Origin of the sequence: Streptococcus mitis (assembly GCF_013305725.1) — a bacterium.
GTDB classification, from domain to species: Bacteria; Bacillota; Bacilli; order Lactobacillales; family Streptococcaceae; genus Streptococcus; species Streptococcus mitis_BO.
In genome coordinates, this window is record NZ_CP047883.1 from 1,392,551 (window position 1) to 1,409,366 (window position 16,816).

A 16,816-nucleotide genomic window follows, 5' to 3' on the forward strand; every position below is an offset into this window, starting at 1 on the left:
AAGACAATAAAACCATTATACCTTATCTAAATCAAAAATGCAAAAAGGAAATCAACTAACTACAAAAGATAGTCTTTCAAAGCTTTGGTCAAAACATGATAACCGGGAACACTAAGGTGCAACCCATCAGTTGTATAATCTTTTTTGAGTTGACCTTCTTGGTCTATCAAACTATCAAAAACTGGCACAAATTCTACCTGCATATAGGCAGAAGCAAGCTCTTGATAGGCTTGATTCCATTTCTGAATTTTTTCATTCGTGCGGATATAGACTGTCTGCTTGTACTCCTCTCCCTCATTGACTGGCAAAATGGAAAGCAATTTAATCTCAGTCAATGGATAATCGCGAGCAATGGATTGTATGATAGCTTCGAGATTATTGAGAGCCTCATTCACTGGAACATCTTTTCCGATATCATTTGTCCCAATCAAAAGGACAATTTTATCTACTGCTCCACCGTACAGATGCGCATCTAGATTCTCTAGTAACAGCCCTGTCTGATAACCTCGAATACCTCGATTGACAATCGTCTTTGAAGTCCCAAATAGTTCCTGCAGAGGATAATATTCGACAATGGAATCCCCAATAAAAAGAATATCTGGCTCTACAACAGAAACCTGATTTAAGTGACGATACTTGGTTTGGATTTTTTCTTGTTCCTTTAGTAACCAATTTTCTAATAACTGTACTGCCACTTCATTCTCCTTTTTCTAACCAGTTTTCCAAGACTTGATAAACTCCGCCTTGGCTGTTGGCTGGCGCTAGAGCCGTCGCCACAGCTTTGGCCTTATCATCAGCATTTTCCATCGCATAGGCAATTCCAGCCATTTCAAGCATTTCAACATCATTTTCACTGTCACCAAAAGCCATGATTTGTTGGGAGGTCAAGTCCCAGCGCTTGAGTAATTCTTCCAAGCCCCATGCTTTATGAATTCCAGCTTGAAGGATATCAATGCAACCATAGCCACTCGATACAGCACGAACACGGCCATCAAAGAGGTCATTGATTTCTTCCAAGACCGAACTCAAACGTTCCTCACCAACAACCATACTCATCTTGAGCACACCACCAAAGAGGTCAGAGGTTAATTCGTCCACAAATTGCATCCGTTGGTAGAATTTTTCAATCATTTCTGGAGTCATAAAACTTTCAAGGTCTGTAAAAATCGTACCTTCTTTGACGAAACCACCCTTCATAGACGTTACAACAAACTGATCCTGACACGCTCGACCCTTAAAATGAGCCAAAGCCTTATCGACAATGGCATCATCCCAAGTCTGAGCCTGAATCAGTTCATTGTTTTCAAAAATACGAGCACCGTTTGCAACAACCAGAACCACCCGATCGACCAAGTGCTCCAGTAGTTGCCTCATGCGGTGAATTTCATTCCCAGTCGCAATGACAAAACGAATACCCCTTTGATCCAACTGATCTAAAATCTTTTCCAAACGTGGGAGATCAAGCTGGCCTCTAGCATCCAGCAAGGTCCCATCCATATCTGTTGCAATTACCTTAATCGTCATTTACTTTCCCCTGGATTTAAGCTAGTCCCACTTCAATCCCACATGTTCGTTCATTTCTTTGTAGGCTGTATCAATTCGTTCCTTAGTCGCTTCATCTAACTGGTCACGATGACTACCACCCTCGATAAAATCTTCTAAGATATAAGTTTGGTATAGGAATAGTGGATAACCTTCTGGAGAATAGGTTCCTTTCGGTGTACGATTTACCCAAGAAGGATGTGCTTTAGCAGTTTCGATTGTCGTCTTGCCATCCTTTTTCTTAATGGTCACATCCATAAGCACGCCACGCTCTGTCCACTTAGCATTCTCTTCATCTTGCATGGTTTCAATTCTTTGATTGGAAATGAAGTTCCCCATTGAATAGATAATGAGTTTCTTGTCCCCATCTTTTTCAACCGTTTCAGATGGTTCAACTACGTGAGGGTGCCCTCCAAAGATAATATCAGCTCCCCAATCGATCATCTTGTGATAAAGAGCCTTTTGTTCTTCAGTTGGTTCCAAGCGATACTCCACACCCATCTGAGGCATGATAATGGTGATATCTGCTTCCTTCTCTGCTCGTTCAATTTCATCCCTCATCTTGTCTTCATTTAGGTCTGAAAGATAGCGGTTATAGTCTTCTTGAGAAATACTTTGCTCAATTCCATTGAAACCATAAGAATAGGCTAAAAGCGCAACCTTGATGCCGTTGACTTCCTTGATAACGAGTGGAGCTTGATCACGGGACTCATGCGTATACACGCCAATCGGTGTCATTCCTGCCTTTTCAATAGCATCTGCTGTTGAGACCACACCTTCTATTTGTGAATCTAGGATATGATTATGCGCCAAGTCTAGCACTTGATAACCGGCATCCTTGATGGCATCCATGACTTCTCCAGGTGCATTAAATAGCGGATAACCAGCCAAATAGTGGTCCTTATTCACAGTACCTTCAAAATCACCTAAAATCAAGTCTGCTTGTTTGAGCCATGGTTTTACATATTCAAAATTTTCATGGAAATCATAGGTCCCATCTTCTTTTAAAGCAGAACGATAGATAGGAATGTGATAGAGGAGGTCCCCGTTGGCCATAATTCTAGCAATCTTTTCCTCTTCCTGATCTTTGGAATTTTGATTATACTTATTTGTTTCTTGAGAAATGGCATCCTTTTTTTGACTGGTTAAAGGGATTCCTTGGAAACTTTCAAACAACAAGACTAAGCCCATTGATAAAGCAACTGCTAGCAAAAGGACAGCAACAAATCCTTTATTGCTCCACTTGCGATAACTCCTAAAAAAGTTTACCAAGCCCCTCATAAAACGAAAAACTGGTCCACGTTTATGTCTTTCCTGTCTTCTTTGCATCTTTATTCTCCCAACTTTCTAATGCAAGCCTTTTCTTTTTATTATATCACAGATAAGTAATTCTTTCACAATTGAATCGAACCTACTAGACATTTTCTATAAAAGCTCGATGCCGTAATACTTTCAATCCTTGTCATTTTGTGTTATCATGTAGAGGTAATGAAAGGAGAGAAAATGTCTGCAATAGAACGTATTACAAAAGCTGCTCATTTAATTGATATGAACGATATTATCCGCGAGGGGAATCCCACTCTACGCGCGGTTGCTGAGGAAGTCACTTTCCCCCTATCTGACCAGGAAATCATCCTTGGCGAAAAGATGATGCAATTCCTGAAACATTCCCAAGATCCCGTCATGGCCGAAAAAATGGGACTCCGAGGTGGGGTTGGACTTGCTGCTCCTCAATTAGATATCTCAAAACGTATTATCGCTGTTTTGGTACCTAATATTGTCGAAGAAGGCGAAACTCCACAGGAAGCCTACGACTTGCAAGCCATTATGTACAATCCAAAAATCGTCTCTCACTCTGTTCAAGACGCTGCTCTTGGTGAAGGAGAAGGTTGCCTATCTGTTGACCGCAACGTGCCTGGTTATGTTGTTCGCCATGCCCGCGTTACTGTTGACTACTTTGACAAGGATGGAGAAAAACACCGTATCAAGCTCAAAGGCTACAACTCCATCGTTGTTCAGCATGAAATTGACCACATTAACGGAATCATGTTTTACGATCGTATCAATGAAAAAGACCCATTTGCAGTTAAAGATGGTTTACTAATTCTAGAATAAAGAAAATCCCGTTGCAAGACGGGGTTTTGTGTTATAATAGAGGCATGAAAACAAATGATATTGTCTATGGCGTCCACGCCGTTACCGAAGCCCTCCTTGCAAATACTGGCAACAAACTCTACCTCCAAGAAGATCTCCGAGGTAAGAACGTTGAGAAAGTCAAGGAACTGGCTACAGAAAAGAAGGTGTCCATTTCTTGGACCTCAAAAAAAGCCCTCTCTGAGATGACTGAAGGTGCTGTCCACCAAGGTTTTGTTCTACGAGTTTCTGAATTTGCCTATAGTGAGCTGGATTACATCCTTGCCAAAACGCGCCAAGAAGAAAATCCTTTGCTATTGATTCTGGACGGGTTAACCGATCCTCACAACTTAGGCTCCATCTTAAGAACCGCTGATGCGACCAATGTTGCAGGTGTCATCATTCCCAAGCACCGTGCTGTCGGAGTTACTCCTGTCGTTGCCAAAACGGCCACAGGTGCTATTGAGCACGTTCCCATCGCTCGAGTAACCAATCTGAGCCAAACTCTAGACAAACTCAAGGATGAAGGATTCTGGACCTTTGGAACGGATATGAACGGTACCCCTTGCCATAAGTGGAATACAAAAGGGAAAATCGCCCTCATTATCGGAAATGAAGGAAAAGGCATCTCTAGCAACATCAAAAAACAGGTCGATGAAATGATTACCATTCCTATGAATGGACATGTTCAAAGCCTTAATGCCAGTGTTGCTGCAGCCATTCTCATGTACGAAGTTTTCCGAAATAGACTATAAAAAAGTTTCCAGTCATCTGATTGGAAACTTTTTTATGATTATACTCAATGAAAATCAAAGAGCAAACTAGGAAACCAGCCACAGGTTGCTCAAAGCATTGCTTTGAGATTGTAGATAAGACTGACGAAGTCAGCTCAAAACACTGTTTTGAGGTTGCAGATAGAACTGACGAAGTCAGTCACATATATAATCCAAGGCGACGTTGACGTGATTTGAAGAGATTTTCGGAGAGTATTAACTATGTTCGGTGATAAACTTGTAAGCTTCTTGACCAGCGATAGCTCCATCTCCAACTGCTGTTGTTACTTGGCGAAGGTCTTTCAAGCGAACATCTCCAACTGCAAAAATACCGTCAACTGCAGTTTTCATGTGGTTATCTGTCACAATCCAGCCAGCCTGATCTTGGATATTCAATTCTTTAACAAAATCGCTAAGAGGGTCCAATCCAACATAGATAAAAACGCCACCGAAGGCTTGTTCTGTCACTTGACCTGTTTTCACATTTTCAAATACGACAGATTCTACTCGGTTTTCACCCTTGATTTCCTTGACTACAGAATCCCAGATAAAGCTGATTTTCTCATTCGCAAAGGCGCGGTCTTGTAAAACTTTTTGGGCACGAAGTTGGTCACGACGGTGAACAATGGTAACAGTCTTAGCAAAACGAGTCAAGAAGATGGCTTCTTCAACAGCTGAATCTCCACCACCAACTACCAACAAATCTTGGTCACGGAAGAAAGCACCATCACACACGGCACAGTAAGAAACACCACGACTGTTCAGTTCTTCTTCTCCAGGTACTCCCAAAGGACGGTGTTTAGAACCAGTTGCTACGATAACTGTACGTGTTTCATATGTTTGGACATCAGTAATCACTTTCTTAAAATCACCATGGTCTTCTACATTTTCAACATAACCATAAATATGCTCAACACCAAGATTTTCAAGCGGTTCAAACATTTTTTCTGCCAATTCTGGCCCACTAATATTAGCGTATCCTGGGTAATTTTCAATATCAGATGTATTATTCATCTGACCACCTGGCAGACCACCTTCAATCAAGGCTACTTTCAAATTGCTTCGAGCAGCATACAAGGCTGCAGTCATACCTGCAGGTCCAGCACCGATAATAATAGTATCGTACATATAGATTCCTTCTTTCTTGTTGTAACTATCTTTATTCTAACTCTTTCTTGTCAATCAAGCAAGGATTATGCTTTGAAAACAAGAATTATACTCATAACCGCAAAGGATAATACTGGAACAACCAAGACCCCAATCATAATCATATCATAGAGATGGGCTTGGCGAGCCTTGGCTGTCTTATCAACTCCCGACATGGCTCTCAGTCCAATCCAAATCCCTAAAAAAATCAGGACGAGGATGGTGGTCAAGATCAAACTCTCGAAATATAAAGAAAATAGTTGCAGTAGCATGATTTCTCTCATTTCTATCTTTTTTAAAGAGTAAACTCAGCTAGTCCAACTAACTGAGTTTTCCTTTATCTATTATATCAAATATAAGTCCGTTTGTAACTAGCGAAGAATTCTTTTGTCCGCTCTTCTTTAGGATGGTGGATAATCTCATCCGGTGTTCCAGACTCGATGATTTTCCCCTTATCTAAGAAGAGAATCTTATCAGCCACTTGGGCTACAAAGGACATGTCATGACTAACCAAAATCATAGTTTGACCTGACTTAGCAGCATCTGCAATAGACTTTTCTACTTCACCAACCAATTCTGGGTCAAGTGCTGAAGTTGGTTCGTCTAAGAGTAAGACATCTGGTTTCATAGCGAGAGCACGCGCCAAGGCAACCCGTTGCTTCTGTCCACCTGATAAATGGCGAGGGTAATGGTTTTCACGGTCAGAAAGCCCAACCTTAGCCAACTCTTCCTTGGCAATCTTAGTCGCTTCTTGATCAGACAATTTCTTGACAACAACCAAGCCTTCTTTCACATTATCAAGTGCTGTGCGGCGTTCAAACAAATTAAACTGTTGGAAAACCATAGACAACTTACGGCGTAGGGCAAGGATTTCTTCTTGAGTGATTTTAGAAAAATCAACTGAAAAATCATCAATCTGAATAGAGCCACTATCAGGTGTTTCAAGATAATTGAGACTGCGAAGGAAAGTTGATTTTCCAGCTCCTGAAGAACCAATCAAGGCTACGACTTCCCCTTTTTGAATATCCAAGTTCAGATGATCCAAGACAGTCTGTCCTGAAAAGGATTTGCTTAAATTCGAAATCTTAATCATTAACGAAGGTCTCCTTTCACATCTGTTTGCACTGTATCGGGTGCAGAAATAGCCATTTTTCTCTCGATGAAACGACCGAGGCTTTCAATTACGATATTGACTACCCAATAAACAAGGGCAACGGAGATAAAGCGTTCAAAATAGCGATAATCGGCTCCACCCAAAATCTGAGCTTGGGCAAAGACTTCCACAACACCCGCACTGAAGGCTAGAGAAGTTCCCTTGGTCAAGCCGATGAGGGAGTTAATTAAGGTTGGAGTAGCTACCACCGCTGCATTTGGAATAATCACTCGACGATAAACTTGTGCTCGGGTCATACCCAGACTGCGTGCCGCCTCAATCTCACCAGGGTTGACTGAGAGAATGGCTGCACGAATGGTTTCACTAGCATAAGCTGCCTCATTAAAAGCAAAAGCAACAATCGCAAAAGCAGCAGCTGGAATCGCATTGATATTGAGACCAGTACCCCATTGCTGATTGAGAGCTTTCAAAGCCAAAGGAATTCCGTAGTAGGTCAACATGAGTTGCACTAAAATCGGTGTCCCTTTTAAGAAACTAACAAAGAAGGCCTGCAAGGGATATAAAATTTTGACACGATTGATTTTCACAATGGCAAAAAGAAGTGCCAAAACCAAGCCAAAAAGGGCACCACCAATTGTCAACATAATCGTTGTTGGAAGTTGTTGGACAATTCTTGGAATTCCATCAAAGACCGAACGCAAGCTAAAAAGCTTGCCATCCGGAATCAATTGCATCAAGTTTTGGTACCAATCTGATGCTAAAATCGTTGTAACATTCATAAAAACATCCTCTCCTGATAATGATTCATTCTACCATACTTCTGCCGTCAATGAAATTATTTGCTACGGTCAGATACAGACTTTGTCTACCTACTAGTTTATCATACTTTGAAACAGGGAGGTTATATATTTTATCTATCAAAGAGATAGATAAAAACTATTTCAATCCCAATTCTTCGTAAGCTTTTCGATAACCGATTTGCTTAACAGTTTCATTTTCTACTAAAATCGGTCGTTTTAACAACATACCGTCACTTGCTAGCAACTCAGCTGCTTCTTGGTTTGACAGGCTTCCTACCTTATCTTTCAGCCCTAATTCACGGTATTTGATCCCACTGGTGTTGAAAAATTGCTTCAACTCGAACCCTGAGGTTTCTAGCCAGTTTAAAATGACTTCTTGGCTAGGTGTTTCTTCGACGATATGGACGGCTTTATAGTCCACACCGAGTTGGTTTAATTCTTGTTTTGCTTTTTTACAAGTTGAACATTTTGGGTATTCGATAAATTCTAACATGTGTTTCACTTTCTATTTTATATCTCTAAAATCTACGCCTTCATGACCCAAGAGCCAAGCTTTCTTTTCCACTCCTGCAGCATAACCTGTCAGACGCTTGCCTGCGCCCAGCACCCGATGACAAGGTACTAGGATAGACCAAGGATTGCGTCCTACCGCTCCGCCAATTGCTTGAGCAGAAGCCACTTGCAAGTCTTGGGCTATTTGCCCATAGGTCACCGTCTGACCATAAGGAATTCCCTGTAAATAGGACCAAACTCGCTTTTCAAAATCCGTTCCGATTGGAGCCAAGGGCAAGTTGGATAAATCCTGAGACTTGCCTTTAAAGTAAGCATCTAAGCAAGCAATAACTGGGTCTAAAATGGGATGACTAACAACTGCTTCTATTGTCTCATCTCCTAGTCCCCTCTCAAAACACTTCTGCTCCTGCACCCAAATGCCATACAGATATTGCTCGTCGGCAACCAAAGACAAGGTTCCTATTGGCGAAAAGTAGAGCATTTTTACGTACTTCTTTTGCATTATTTCTTCAATTTTTGATAGGCCAAGCGTTCGCCATCAACTGGAACCTTACCAACCTGTTTAAAACCGAGTTTTTCAAAAATATGTTGCATAGCTTTGTTTTCAGCATGCGTATCTGAGCGAAAATCTAGATAGTCAAAACCTTCAATCAAGCCCTCTAGGAAAGTCTGAGCAACCCCCTGCCCCTGGACATCTGCTGCCACAGCAATACGGTGAAAGACTAGGTACTCTGACTCTCCAGCTTGCCATTTTCCTTCATAAATGGCTTCATAGGCTGCCTCTGGACTCTTGGTTACAGCAGCATAGGCTAGTAATTCTCCATCTTCCAAGGCTACATAGGCTTGACCTGAGATAATATCTTCAATAATAATATCAGCATTTGGATAACCATTTTGCCACTGGTCACTACCAGCATCTGCTAAACATTTTTTAGCATCCTCAATCACCTGCATGATGGCATTTACTTCATTTGGAAAAGCTAAACGAATCTCCATCTTTTCTCCTCATTTCTGACTAGTTTCTCCCATCATAGCATAATTTAAGTCTTTCTACAAGCAGTTAAAACTTGACTTTCTGTTTTTGTTATTTTATAATCTAGTTATTAAAACTAGATAAAAAGGAGTTGGAAATGAAAACTACCTTTTCCTACCCAAAATGGGCAGAAATCCCAAATATTGACCTCTATCTGGACCAGGTTTTACTCTATGTCAATCAGGTCTGCGCCCCTATCTCTCCTGATAAAGACAAGGGCCTGACAGCATCTATGGTCAACAATTATGTCAAACATGGTTACCTGACAAAGCCTGACAAGAAAAAATACCAACGCCAACAGATTGCCCGTCTGATTGCTATCACAACCCTCAAGTCTGTATTTTCTATTCAAGAAATCGCTCAGACACTTAATACTCTCCAAAGTCAAGCAAGTTCAGACCAACTCTACGATGCTTTTGTAAACTACATGAACCAAGGAATTGACCCAGCTAACCCCATTATCCAAACCAGCTGCCAAACCGTTAAACTCTATCATCAAACTCTAGCCTTAATCCATCATACTCAAGAGGAGGTAATCCGATGAACACTAGTCTTAAACTCAGCAAACAACTCAGTTTTGGAGAGGAGATTGCTAATAGCGTGACCCATGCCGTAGGTGCAGTCATCATGCTCATCTTACTACCTATTTCATCCACCTATAGTTATGAGACACACGGATTTTTATCATCTATCGGTGTCTCCATTTTCGTTATTAGTCTCTTTCTCATGTTCCTCTCATCCACCATTTACCACTCTATGGCCTATGGTTCGACCCACAAATATGTCTTGCGAATCATCGACCATTCTATGATTTATGTTGCCATTGCTGGCTCTTATACACCTGTCGTACTGACTTTGATGAATAACTGGTTTGGCTATCTAATTATTGCCATCCAGTGGGGAACGACCATCTTTGGTATTCTCTATAAAATCTTTGCTAAAAAAGTCAATGAGAAATTTAGCCTTGCTCTTTACCTGATTATGGGCTGGTTGGTTCTGACTATCATTCCTGCCATTATCAGTCAAACGACACCCATTTTCTGGAGTCTCATGGTCACTGGCGGACTCTGTTATACAGTTGGAGCTGGATTTTACGCCAAGAAAAAACCTTATTTCCACATGATTTGGCATCTCTTCATCCTAGCTGCGTCCGCACTCCAATACATCGCCATTGTTTATTACATGTAAAAAAGTTGAGAAATTCAATCTCAACTTTTTTCTTTACACATATTGATAAAGTACTGGTGCAAGCGCACATCATCAGTCAATTCAGGATGAAAAGAAGTTACCAACATATTTTTTTCTTGGGCTGCAACGATTTGATTATCAACTGTTGCTAGAATTTCTACATCTTCTCCAACACTGCTGATAATCGGACCACGGATAAAGGTCATTGGAATACTACCAACTCCCTTACATTCTGCTTCAGTATAGAAACTTCCTAGTTGGCGCCCAAAAGCATTGCGCTCGACCACCATATCCATAGTTCCTAGATGACTCTCTTCCTGAGAAGCAATTTCCTTAGCCAGCAAAATTAAACCCGCACAGGTCCCAAACACTGGAAGTCCAGAGAGAATGGCTTCTCGAATGGGAATCAGCATGTCCTGGTCTCGTAAGAGCTTGCCCATGGTTGTAGACTCACCTCCAGGTAATATCAAACCCGACAAATCACTCTGATGTTGCTGAAAATCATCTAGATTTCTGATTTCGACATTGTCTACGCCCAATTTATCTAGTACTTTTGCATGTTCTGCAAAAGCACCTTGCAAGGCCAATATTCCGATTTTCATCTATTTTCCTCGCTCAGCCATGAGGATTTGGATTTCATTTTCATTGATACCAACCATGGCTTCTCCTAAATCTTCAGAGATTTGAGCTAGAATTTGAGGATTACGGAAGTTAGTCACCGCTTTGACAATAGCACTCGCTCGTTTAACAGGATCTCCTGACTTAAAAATACCTGAACCGACAAAGACACCCTCTGCCCCTAATTGCATCATCAGCGCAGCATCTGCTGGCGTTGCAACACCTCCAGCAGCAAAATTTACAACTGGCAATTTTCCATGTTCATGGACGTATTGAACCAATTCTACAGGGACTTGCAAATCCTTCGCAGCAACATAAAGTTCGTCCACACGTAGATTTTGAATGCGGCGAATTTCCTGATTCATCATACGCATATGACGAACAGCTTGGACGATATCCCCCGTACCCGGTTCTCCTTTGGTACGAATCATAGAAGCACCTTCAGCGATACGACGCAAGGCTTCCCCCAAATCCTTAGCCCCACAGACAAAAGGAACTTGGAATTCTTTTTTGTCCACATGGAAACGGTCGTCTGCTGGAGATAAAACTTCACTCTCATCGATATAGTCAATCTCAATAGCCTCTAAAATCTGAGCTTCAACAAAATGCCCGATTCTGACCTTGGCCATTACTGGAATACTAACCGCTTCTTGGATTTCCTTAATCATCTTTGGATCACTCATACGGGAAACACCACCAGCCGCACGGATATCAGCCGGAATTCGTTCCAAGGCCATAACAGCAGCCGCACCAGCAGCTTCTGCAATACGGGCCTGTTCAGGGTTCTGAACGTCCATGATAACTCCACCCTTGAGCATCTGTGCCAAGTTTTTATTTAGTTCATAACGATTTTCAATCATTTATTTTATCCTCATTATTTATATTGGTAGCTACCATTTCATTTTAAGTTAGATTAGAATGAATCACAAGATAAAAAAAATATAATTGTATGGGTACACATTGACTAAAAAACTATCTGACCTTAGCTTAAGGCCAGATAGTTCATCAAATTTTATTTTTCAGCTGTAAGTGCAGCCATTGTGATGTAGTTATATGGTTTGTTGAAGTGTGGCAAGAAGAATAAGTCTGTCAATGCCAATTTATCAATTGTCACATGCTCTTGGATAGCAAGTGAGAACATGTGGATTCCCATGCTGATTGCAGAATCGTGTGAAACCATTTGTGCACCAAGAATTTCACGGCTATCTTTGTCAAAGACAATCTTGATGGCAACTTCATGGTTGTCATGCTTCATAAATTCTGGTTTTTGAAGATCGTTAAAGCCTGTTTCAGTTGCGTTGTAACCAGCAGCTTTAGCTTTTTCAAGAGTCAAACCAGTTGAAACCATGTGAAGACCGTAGATTGAGATACCATTTGAACCTTGAACACCGATTCCTTCCAATTCATGGCCACAAGCGTTATATGCACCAACGATACCAGTACGAACAGCATTTGAAGCAAGAGCGATGTAGCTAGTGTCTTTACGAGCGTTGTCATAAACAGTCGCACAGTCACCTACAGCATAAACGCCTGGGATAGATGTTTCTTGTTTCTTGTCTACAAGGAAAGCACCGTTGCGGAAGAGTTCAATTTTACCATCAGCAAGTGCTGTATTTGGACGGAAACCAACTGCAAGGATAACCATATCCACATCGAAAGTTTCTTTATCAGTAATCAAGCGTTCAACTTTACCGTCACCCTCAATTGCTTTAACAGTTTGACCAAGCGCCAAGCGGATGTTGTGGTCTTCCAAGTTCTTCGCCATCATTTGTGTAAAGTCCTTGTCATAGTAACCGTTCAAGACAGTATCAACGATATCAACAAGGACAACTTCTTTTCCAAGACGCTCAAAGGCTTCAGCAAGTTCAACACCGATGTAACCACCACCAACAACGGCGATACGGTCAAGGTGCTGGCTCTTGTCAGCAAGTTTATTGATAACTTCTTCAGCGTTTTGGTACAATTTAACGAATTGTACATTTTCAAGAGTTGCTTTAAATTCGCGGTTTCCTTTAACAATTTCAACACCTTCGATTGGTGGCAAGATTGGTGTAGAACCTGTAGCGAAAATCAATTTCTCGTATGATTCTTTGTGCTCTTTCCCTTCAACTTCTGCTGTAACTACTTTGTTATCATAGTCGATTGAAAGAACTGGTGAATTCATGTATACCTTAGCACCTTTAGCTTCCAATTTTTCTTTATCAGAATAGAACAAGCCTTCAGCACCATCAATTTGTTCACCAATCCAAAGAGCCATTCCACATCCTAGGAAAGAGATGTTAGAGTTTTGGTCGAATACAACAATTTCGTTCTCATTGCCAAAATTATCCAACATAGTATTAATACATGCTGTACCAGCGTGGTTAGCACCAACTACAACGATTTTACTCATAGAAAAATTCCTACCTTCAATTTTAAATTTACCCTTCTAGTATAACATTTACTGTTAGCGTTTACAAGAGTTTAGCTAATTTTCCCGATTTTTTTGTAAAAAAATGTAAATAATCTGTATTTTATCAGCCTTCCTTACAATTACTCTTTATTTTCTGAGCATATTTCTTGACAAGTTTACAAATTTTATTTGTGAAAACGCTGACTTTATGGTATGCTAGTATCATGGAAAGAAAATGTAAGGGGTTAAATTCAATATAAATTTACAATATTTCAACCTTCTTTTCATAAGAGAAAGGAGTTGGTAGCTTGCCTCTTAGTTCACATTCTGAACGGCTAATGGGGACTACTATCACTATTTCATTAGTAGATGAGCGATCTGATATCTTGCTCCAAAAATCTTTTGATTTGCTCAGAGAACTTGAATACCGCTTCAATGCCAATAGCCAAGAATCTGAGTTGATGGAGATTAATTATCAAGCTGGAATAGCTCCTGTCAAAGTCCATCCAGACCTGTTTGAACTGATTTCACTTGGATTAGAACATAGCCTAGCGCCCTCTAGTCATCTCAACATCAGCATTGGTCCCTTGATTCAAACCTGGCGTATCGGTTTTTCAGATGCCAAAGTAGCGCAACCCCAAGAAATTGAATCGGTGCTACCTTTAATCAATCCTCATTCTATAGAGTTAGATTCTTCCACTTCCACTGTATTCTTGAAACAGAAAGGAATGAAGATCGATCTTGGTTGTTTAGCCAAGGGTTATAGTGCGGATAAAGTTGCCCAATTTCTTAGAGAAGAGGGAGTGACATCTGCCTTGATCAATCTGGGAGGGAATATCCTGACTATTGGAAAAAATCAGGCAAGAGGAAATCAGCCTTGGCAAATTGGGATTCAAGACCCAGCTAATCCTAGGGGAAATCACTTAATGACCATCCCTGTTGTCAATAAATCTGTCGTGACTTCAGGCATTTATGAACGTCACCTAACAATCGATGGAAAAGATTACCATCACATTTTTGACAGTCAAACAGGATATCCTGTTGAAACAGAACTTGCTAGTCTGACAATCATCTCTGAAAAATCAGTCGATGGTGAAATCTGGACAACTCGATTCTTTGGAGAAAGACCTGCCTCTATCCTCTGGCAAGTCGAAAGTTTGGAGGGAATAGAAGCTATCCTCATCGATAAAGAAGGTCACTTAAGCTGTTCTTCAGGAATTCCTACTCTATAGAAATAGATATTTCAATAGAGTTTTAAAATCGTATTATGTAAAAAGAGAAAGGAAATCTCATGTTAAAACTTATTGCTATTGTTGGAACAAATTCAAAACGTTCTACAAACCGCCAATTGCTTCAATACATGCAAAAACACTTTGCTGAAAAAGCTGAAATTGAGCTTGTTGAAATTAAAGACATCCCTGTCTTCAACAAACCAGCTGACAAGCAAGTACCTGTTGAAATTCTAGAAATTGCTGCTAAAATTGAAGAGGCAGATGGCGTTATTATCGGTACTCCTGAGTATGACCACTCTATCCCAGCTGTTTTGATGAGCGCTCTTGCTTGGTTGTCATACGGTATTTACCCTCTTTTGAATAAACCAATCATGATTACTGGTGCTTCTTACGGTACGCTTGGTTCATCACGTGCCCAATTACAACTTCGCCAAATCTTGAATGCTCCAGAAATTAAAGCAAGTGTCCTTCCAGATGAATTCTTGCTTTCACATTCTCTTCAAGCTTTCAACCCAAGTGGAGACCTAGTAGATCTTGATGTTATCAAAAAATTGGATGCTACTTTTGACGACTTCCGTATCTTTGTAAAAATCACAGAAAAATTGCGCAATGCACAAGCACTACTTCGTAAAGATGCAGAAGACTTTGACTGGGAAAATTTGTAAGATAGGAGACCAAAAAGAATGAAATTTGTTGGACTTGTAGGATCAAACTACGATCAATCATATAACCGTAAACTCTTGGAATTCATCCGTCGTCACTTCAAACTCAAATTTGAATTAGAAGTTCTTGAAATTGACGAAGTTCCAATGTTTAACCAAGACGAAAAATGGGACGAAAGTTTCCAATTACGTCTTTTGTATAACAGAATTACACGTGCTGATGGTGTCATTATCGCTACTCCTGAGCACAACCACACAATCTCAGCTTCTCTTAAATCTGTTCTTGAATGGCTTTCATATGAAGTTCATCCATTTGAAAACAAACCAGTCATGATTGTGGGTGCTTCTTACTATGACCAAGGTACTTCTCGTGCTCAAGTTCACCTTCGTAAGATTCTTGACGCTCCAGGTGTCAATGCCTACACACTTCCTGGAAATGAATTCCTTCTTGGTAAAGCCAAAGAAGCTTTTGATGTTAATGGGAATATCATAAATGAAGGAACTGTTAATTTCCTTGAAACATGCTTGGACAACTTTGTAAAATATGTGGGAGTCGTTTCAAAATTGAAAAAACCAAAACCAATTGAACCAGAAGATTTATATTGTACAAATTCAATTGCAACTACCATCCAAGGTGTTGATCCAGATGATCCTGAATGGGTAGAAAAAGCAGCTGAGCTTGTTGGAGCTGTCTCTGGAGATACTTACGTTAAATTAGACCATGGTATCTTGACAGTTAACCAAATTGATATGTTCTTGAAAGCAATGCCATTTGAATTGACATTTGCAGATGATAACAATCAATTCTTGTACTTTAATAACGCACACCAAGACCCAGATACAATGTTTGGTAAACGTGTACGTGCTCAATCAGGAAATAGATTAGGAACAGTACACGGTACATTACCAGATTCTAGAATGAAAAACGTTGAATGGGTTGTCGGTGTATTGCGTAACGGAGATCAAGAATATGTCCGTACAATTGTGCCAGGAACACCTGAAGGTGTTATTAATACCCATAATTACCAAGCAATGTACTATCCAGATGGTTCATATGCTGGAATTAATGAAATTATCTTTAATTTCCAACCATGGCTTGACTGGTACCTCAATACAACTGGTCAACGTTTAGTCGGTGGAAATGCTGCAGCTCCTGCTGGAGGACATGGCGGAGCAGATGCCACATCTGGAGCTTCTGATGCAGGTGATGCCGGTGGTCACGGTGGTGGCGCAGACGCTACATCTGGCGCAAGTAACTAATACTTTTAGGAACCATTTTGGTTCCTTTTTTAGTGACAAAAGACTAGCAGTTTGTGTCTGCTAGTCTTTTGATTATTATTTCATCTATCTTTGTTAAAAGAAAGAATACTTATTATGAATTTGGATCATCGAGACTACGGCCATGTAAACCTTTTTCACGTTGGACTTGACGTAATTTTTCTGGTGTAACATCGTTTCCTTCTTCGTCCACAATTTTGATTCCCTCAATGTGGTGACGAACAGAGCGACGATAACCTTCGATGTACTCCTCACGTAGTTTGGCTTGTTCTACTTTTTCTTCTGGGGTCAAGCCTTCTGTTTTTTTCTTTTTAGCAAGCTCGTTGATACGATCAATTTTTTTCTGATCCATTTCTTCTCCTTTGTGATAAGATAAAGTCCGTTTATCAAAT

At 40.5% G+C, this 16,816-nt stretch carries 21 protein-coding genes; 7 read left to right on the forward strand and 14 right to left on the reverse strand.

What is annotated here, in order from left to right; translation table 11 throughout:
* Positions 1-59: 59 nt before the first annotated feature.
* Genes M594_RS06870 through M594_RS06880 form a run of 3 tightly spaced genes read right to left on the reverse strand, consistent with a single transcriptional unit; the run spans position 60 to position 2,871 of the window.
* Complete coding sequence (locus tag M594_RS06870; protein WP_143951910.1) at positions 60-695, reverse strand: SGNH/GDSL hydrolase family protein; 636 nt, start codon at positions 693-695, stop codon at positions 60-62.
* A gap of 1 nt (position 696) precedes the next feature.
* Positions 697-1,524, reverse strand: coding sequence for an HAD family hydrolase (locus M594_RS06875; protein ID WP_049491466.1), 828 nt, complete (start codon positions 1,522-1,524; stop codon positions 697-699).
* Positions 1,525-1,545: 21 nt separating this feature from the next.
* Positions 1,546-2,871 (reverse strand): CapA family protein, encoded by a 1,326-nt coding sequence (locus M594_RS06880; protein ID WP_173876329.1) that lies wholly within the window; start codon positions 2,869-2,871, stop codon positions 1,546-1,548.
* Positions 2,872-3,045: 174 nt separating this feature from the next.
* Here M594_RS06880 and def point away from each other — a divergent pair, with 174 nt between their 5' ends.
* Together def and rlmB are read left to right on the forward strand one after the other, a co-directional pair.
* Positions 3,046-3,657 (forward strand): peptide deformylase, encoded by a 612-nt coding sequence (def, locus tag M594_RS06885; RefSeq protein WP_001272956.1) that lies wholly within the window; start codon positions 3,046-3,048, stop codon positions 3,655-3,657.
* Positions 3,658-3,701: 44 nt separating this feature from the next.
* Complete coding sequence (rlmB, locus tag M594_RS06890) at positions 3,702-4,430, forward strand: 23S rRNA (guanosine(2251)-2'-O)-methyltransferase RlmB (RefSeq protein ID WP_173876330.1); 729 nt, start codon at positions 3,702-3,704, stop codon at positions 4,428-4,430.
* 234 nt (positions 4,431-4,664) lie between these two features.
* On the opposite strand, the gene trxB is transcribed toward rlmB, so the two are convergent.
* From trxB to M594_RS06925, 7 genes are all read right to left on the reverse strand, one after another.
* The gene (gene trxB / locus M594_RS06895) at positions 4,665-5,576 is read right to left on the reverse strand and encodes a thioredoxin-disulfide reductase (RefSeq protein WP_173876331.1); all 912 of its coding nucleotides are present in this window, start codon (positions 5,574-5,576) and stop codon (positions 4,665-4,667) included.
* Between the two features lie 65 nt (positions 5,577-5,641).
* Positions 5,642-5,866 (reverse strand): DUF4059 family protein, encoded by a 225-nt coding sequence (locus tag M594_RS06900; RefSeq protein WP_173876332.1) that lies wholly within the window; start codon positions 5,864-5,866, stop codon positions 5,642-5,644.
* 77 nt (positions 5,867-5,943) lie between these two features.
* Positions 5,944-6,687, reverse strand: a complete 744-nt coding sequence (locus M594_RS06905) for an amino acid ABC transporter ATP-binding protein (RefSeq protein WP_000590982.1) — start codon at positions 6,685-6,687, stop codon at positions 5,944-5,946.
* Positions 6,687-7,487 (reverse strand): amino acid ABC transporter permease, encoded by an 801-nt coding sequence (locus M594_RS06910; protein WP_173876333.1) that lies wholly within the window; start codon positions 7,485-7,487, stop codon positions 6,687-6,689. The genes M594_RS06905 and M594_RS06910 overlap by 1 nt, the downstream gene beginning before the upstream one ends.
* A 157-nt stretch (positions 7,488-7,644) precedes the next feature.
* Complete coding sequence (locus M594_RS06915; protein WP_173876749.1) at positions 7,645-8,001, reverse strand: arsenate reductase family protein; 357 nt, start codon at positions 7,999-8,001, stop codon at positions 7,645-7,647.
* A 12-nt stretch (positions 8,002-8,013) separates the two neighbouring features.
* Positions 8,014-8,523, reverse strand: a complete 510-nt coding sequence (locus M594_RS06920) for a methylated-DNA--[protein]-cysteine S-methyltransferase (protein ID WP_173876334.1) — start codon at positions 8,521-8,523, stop codon at positions 8,014-8,016.
* Complete coding sequence (locus M594_RS06925) at positions 8,523-9,017, reverse strand: GNAT family N-acetyltransferase (protein ID WP_173876335.1); 495 nt, start codon at positions 9,015-9,017, stop codon at positions 8,523-8,525. The genes M594_RS06920 and M594_RS06925 overlap by 1 nt, the downstream gene beginning before the upstream one ends.
* Before the next feature lie 134 nt (positions 9,018-9,151).
* On the opposite strand from M594_RS06925, the gene M594_RS06930 reads away from it, so the two are divergent.
* Together M594_RS06930 and trhA are read left to right on the forward strand one after the other, a co-directional pair.
* Entirely contained in the window at positions 9,152-9,598 is a 447-nt protein-coding gene (locus tag M594_RS06930) for a DUF1836 domain-containing protein (RefSeq protein ID WP_173876336.1), read from the forward strand.
* Positions 9,595-10,242, forward strand: a complete 648-nt coding sequence (trhA, locus tag M594_RS06935) for a PAQR family membrane homeostasis protein TrhA (protein ID WP_173876337.1) — start codon at positions 9,595-9,597, stop codon at positions 10,240-10,242. Before M594_RS06930 ends, trhA begins: the two co-directional genes overlap by 4 nt.
* 20 nt (positions 10,243-10,262) lie before the next feature.
* Here the strand turns inward: trhA and pdxT are convergent, their stop codons facing one another.
* From pdxT to nox, 3 genes are all read right to left on the reverse strand, one after another.
* Positions 10,263-10,844 (reverse strand): pyridoxal 5'-phosphate synthase glutaminase subunit PdxT, encoded by a 582-nt coding sequence (gene pdxT / locus M594_RS06940; RefSeq protein ID WP_173876338.1) that lies wholly within the window; start codon positions 10,842-10,844, stop codon positions 10,263-10,265.
* A complete protein-coding gene (pdxS, locus tag M594_RS06945) occupies positions 10,845-11,720 on the reverse strand; it encodes a pyridoxal 5'-phosphate synthase lyase subunit PdxS (RefSeq protein WP_173876339.1) in 876 nt (291 codons plus the stop codon).
* A gap of 152 nt (positions 11,721-11,872) precedes the next feature.
* A complete protein-coding gene (gene nox, locus M594_RS06950; RefSeq protein WP_173876340.1) occupies positions 11,873-13,252 on the reverse strand; it encodes a H2O-forming NADH oxidase in 1,380 nt (459 codons plus the stop codon).
* Between the two features lie 308 nt (positions 13,253-13,560).
* Between nox and M594_RS06955 the strand changes: the two genes are divergently transcribed.
* Genes M594_RS06955 through M594_RS06965 form a run of 3 tightly spaced genes read left to right on the forward strand, consistent with a single transcriptional unit; the run spans position 13,561 to position 16,406 of the window.
* Positions 13,561-14,484: an FAD:protein FMN transferase gene (locus tag M594_RS06955; protein WP_173876341.1), complete on the forward strand. Its 924-nt coding sequence runs from the start codon at positions 13,561-13,563 to the stop codon at positions 14,482-14,484.
* Between the two features lie 59 nt (positions 14,485-14,543).
* Positions 14,544-15,149 carry an NADPH-dependent FMN reductase gene (locus tag M594_RS06960; RefSeq protein WP_042751459.1) on the forward strand — a complete coding sequence of 202 codons (606 nt, stop codon included), beginning with the start codon at positions 14,544-14,546 and terminating at the stop codon, positions 15,147-15,149.
* Positions 15,150-15,167: 18 nt separating this feature from the next.
* Positions 15,168-16,406 (forward strand): NAD(P)H-dependent oxidoreductase, encoded by a 1,239-nt coding sequence (locus tag M594_RS06965; protein WP_173876342.1) that lies wholly within the window; start codon positions 15,168-15,170, stop codon positions 16,404-16,406.
* Positions 16,407-16,518: 112 nt separating this feature from the next.
* Here the strand turns inward: M594_RS06965 and M594_RS06970 are convergent, their stop codons facing one another.
* A complete protein-coding gene (locus M594_RS06970) occupies positions 16,519-16,776 on the reverse strand; it encodes a DUF896 family protein (protein WP_020901900.1) in 258 nt (85 codons plus the stop codon).
* Positions 16,777-16,816: the final 40 nt, after the last annotated feature.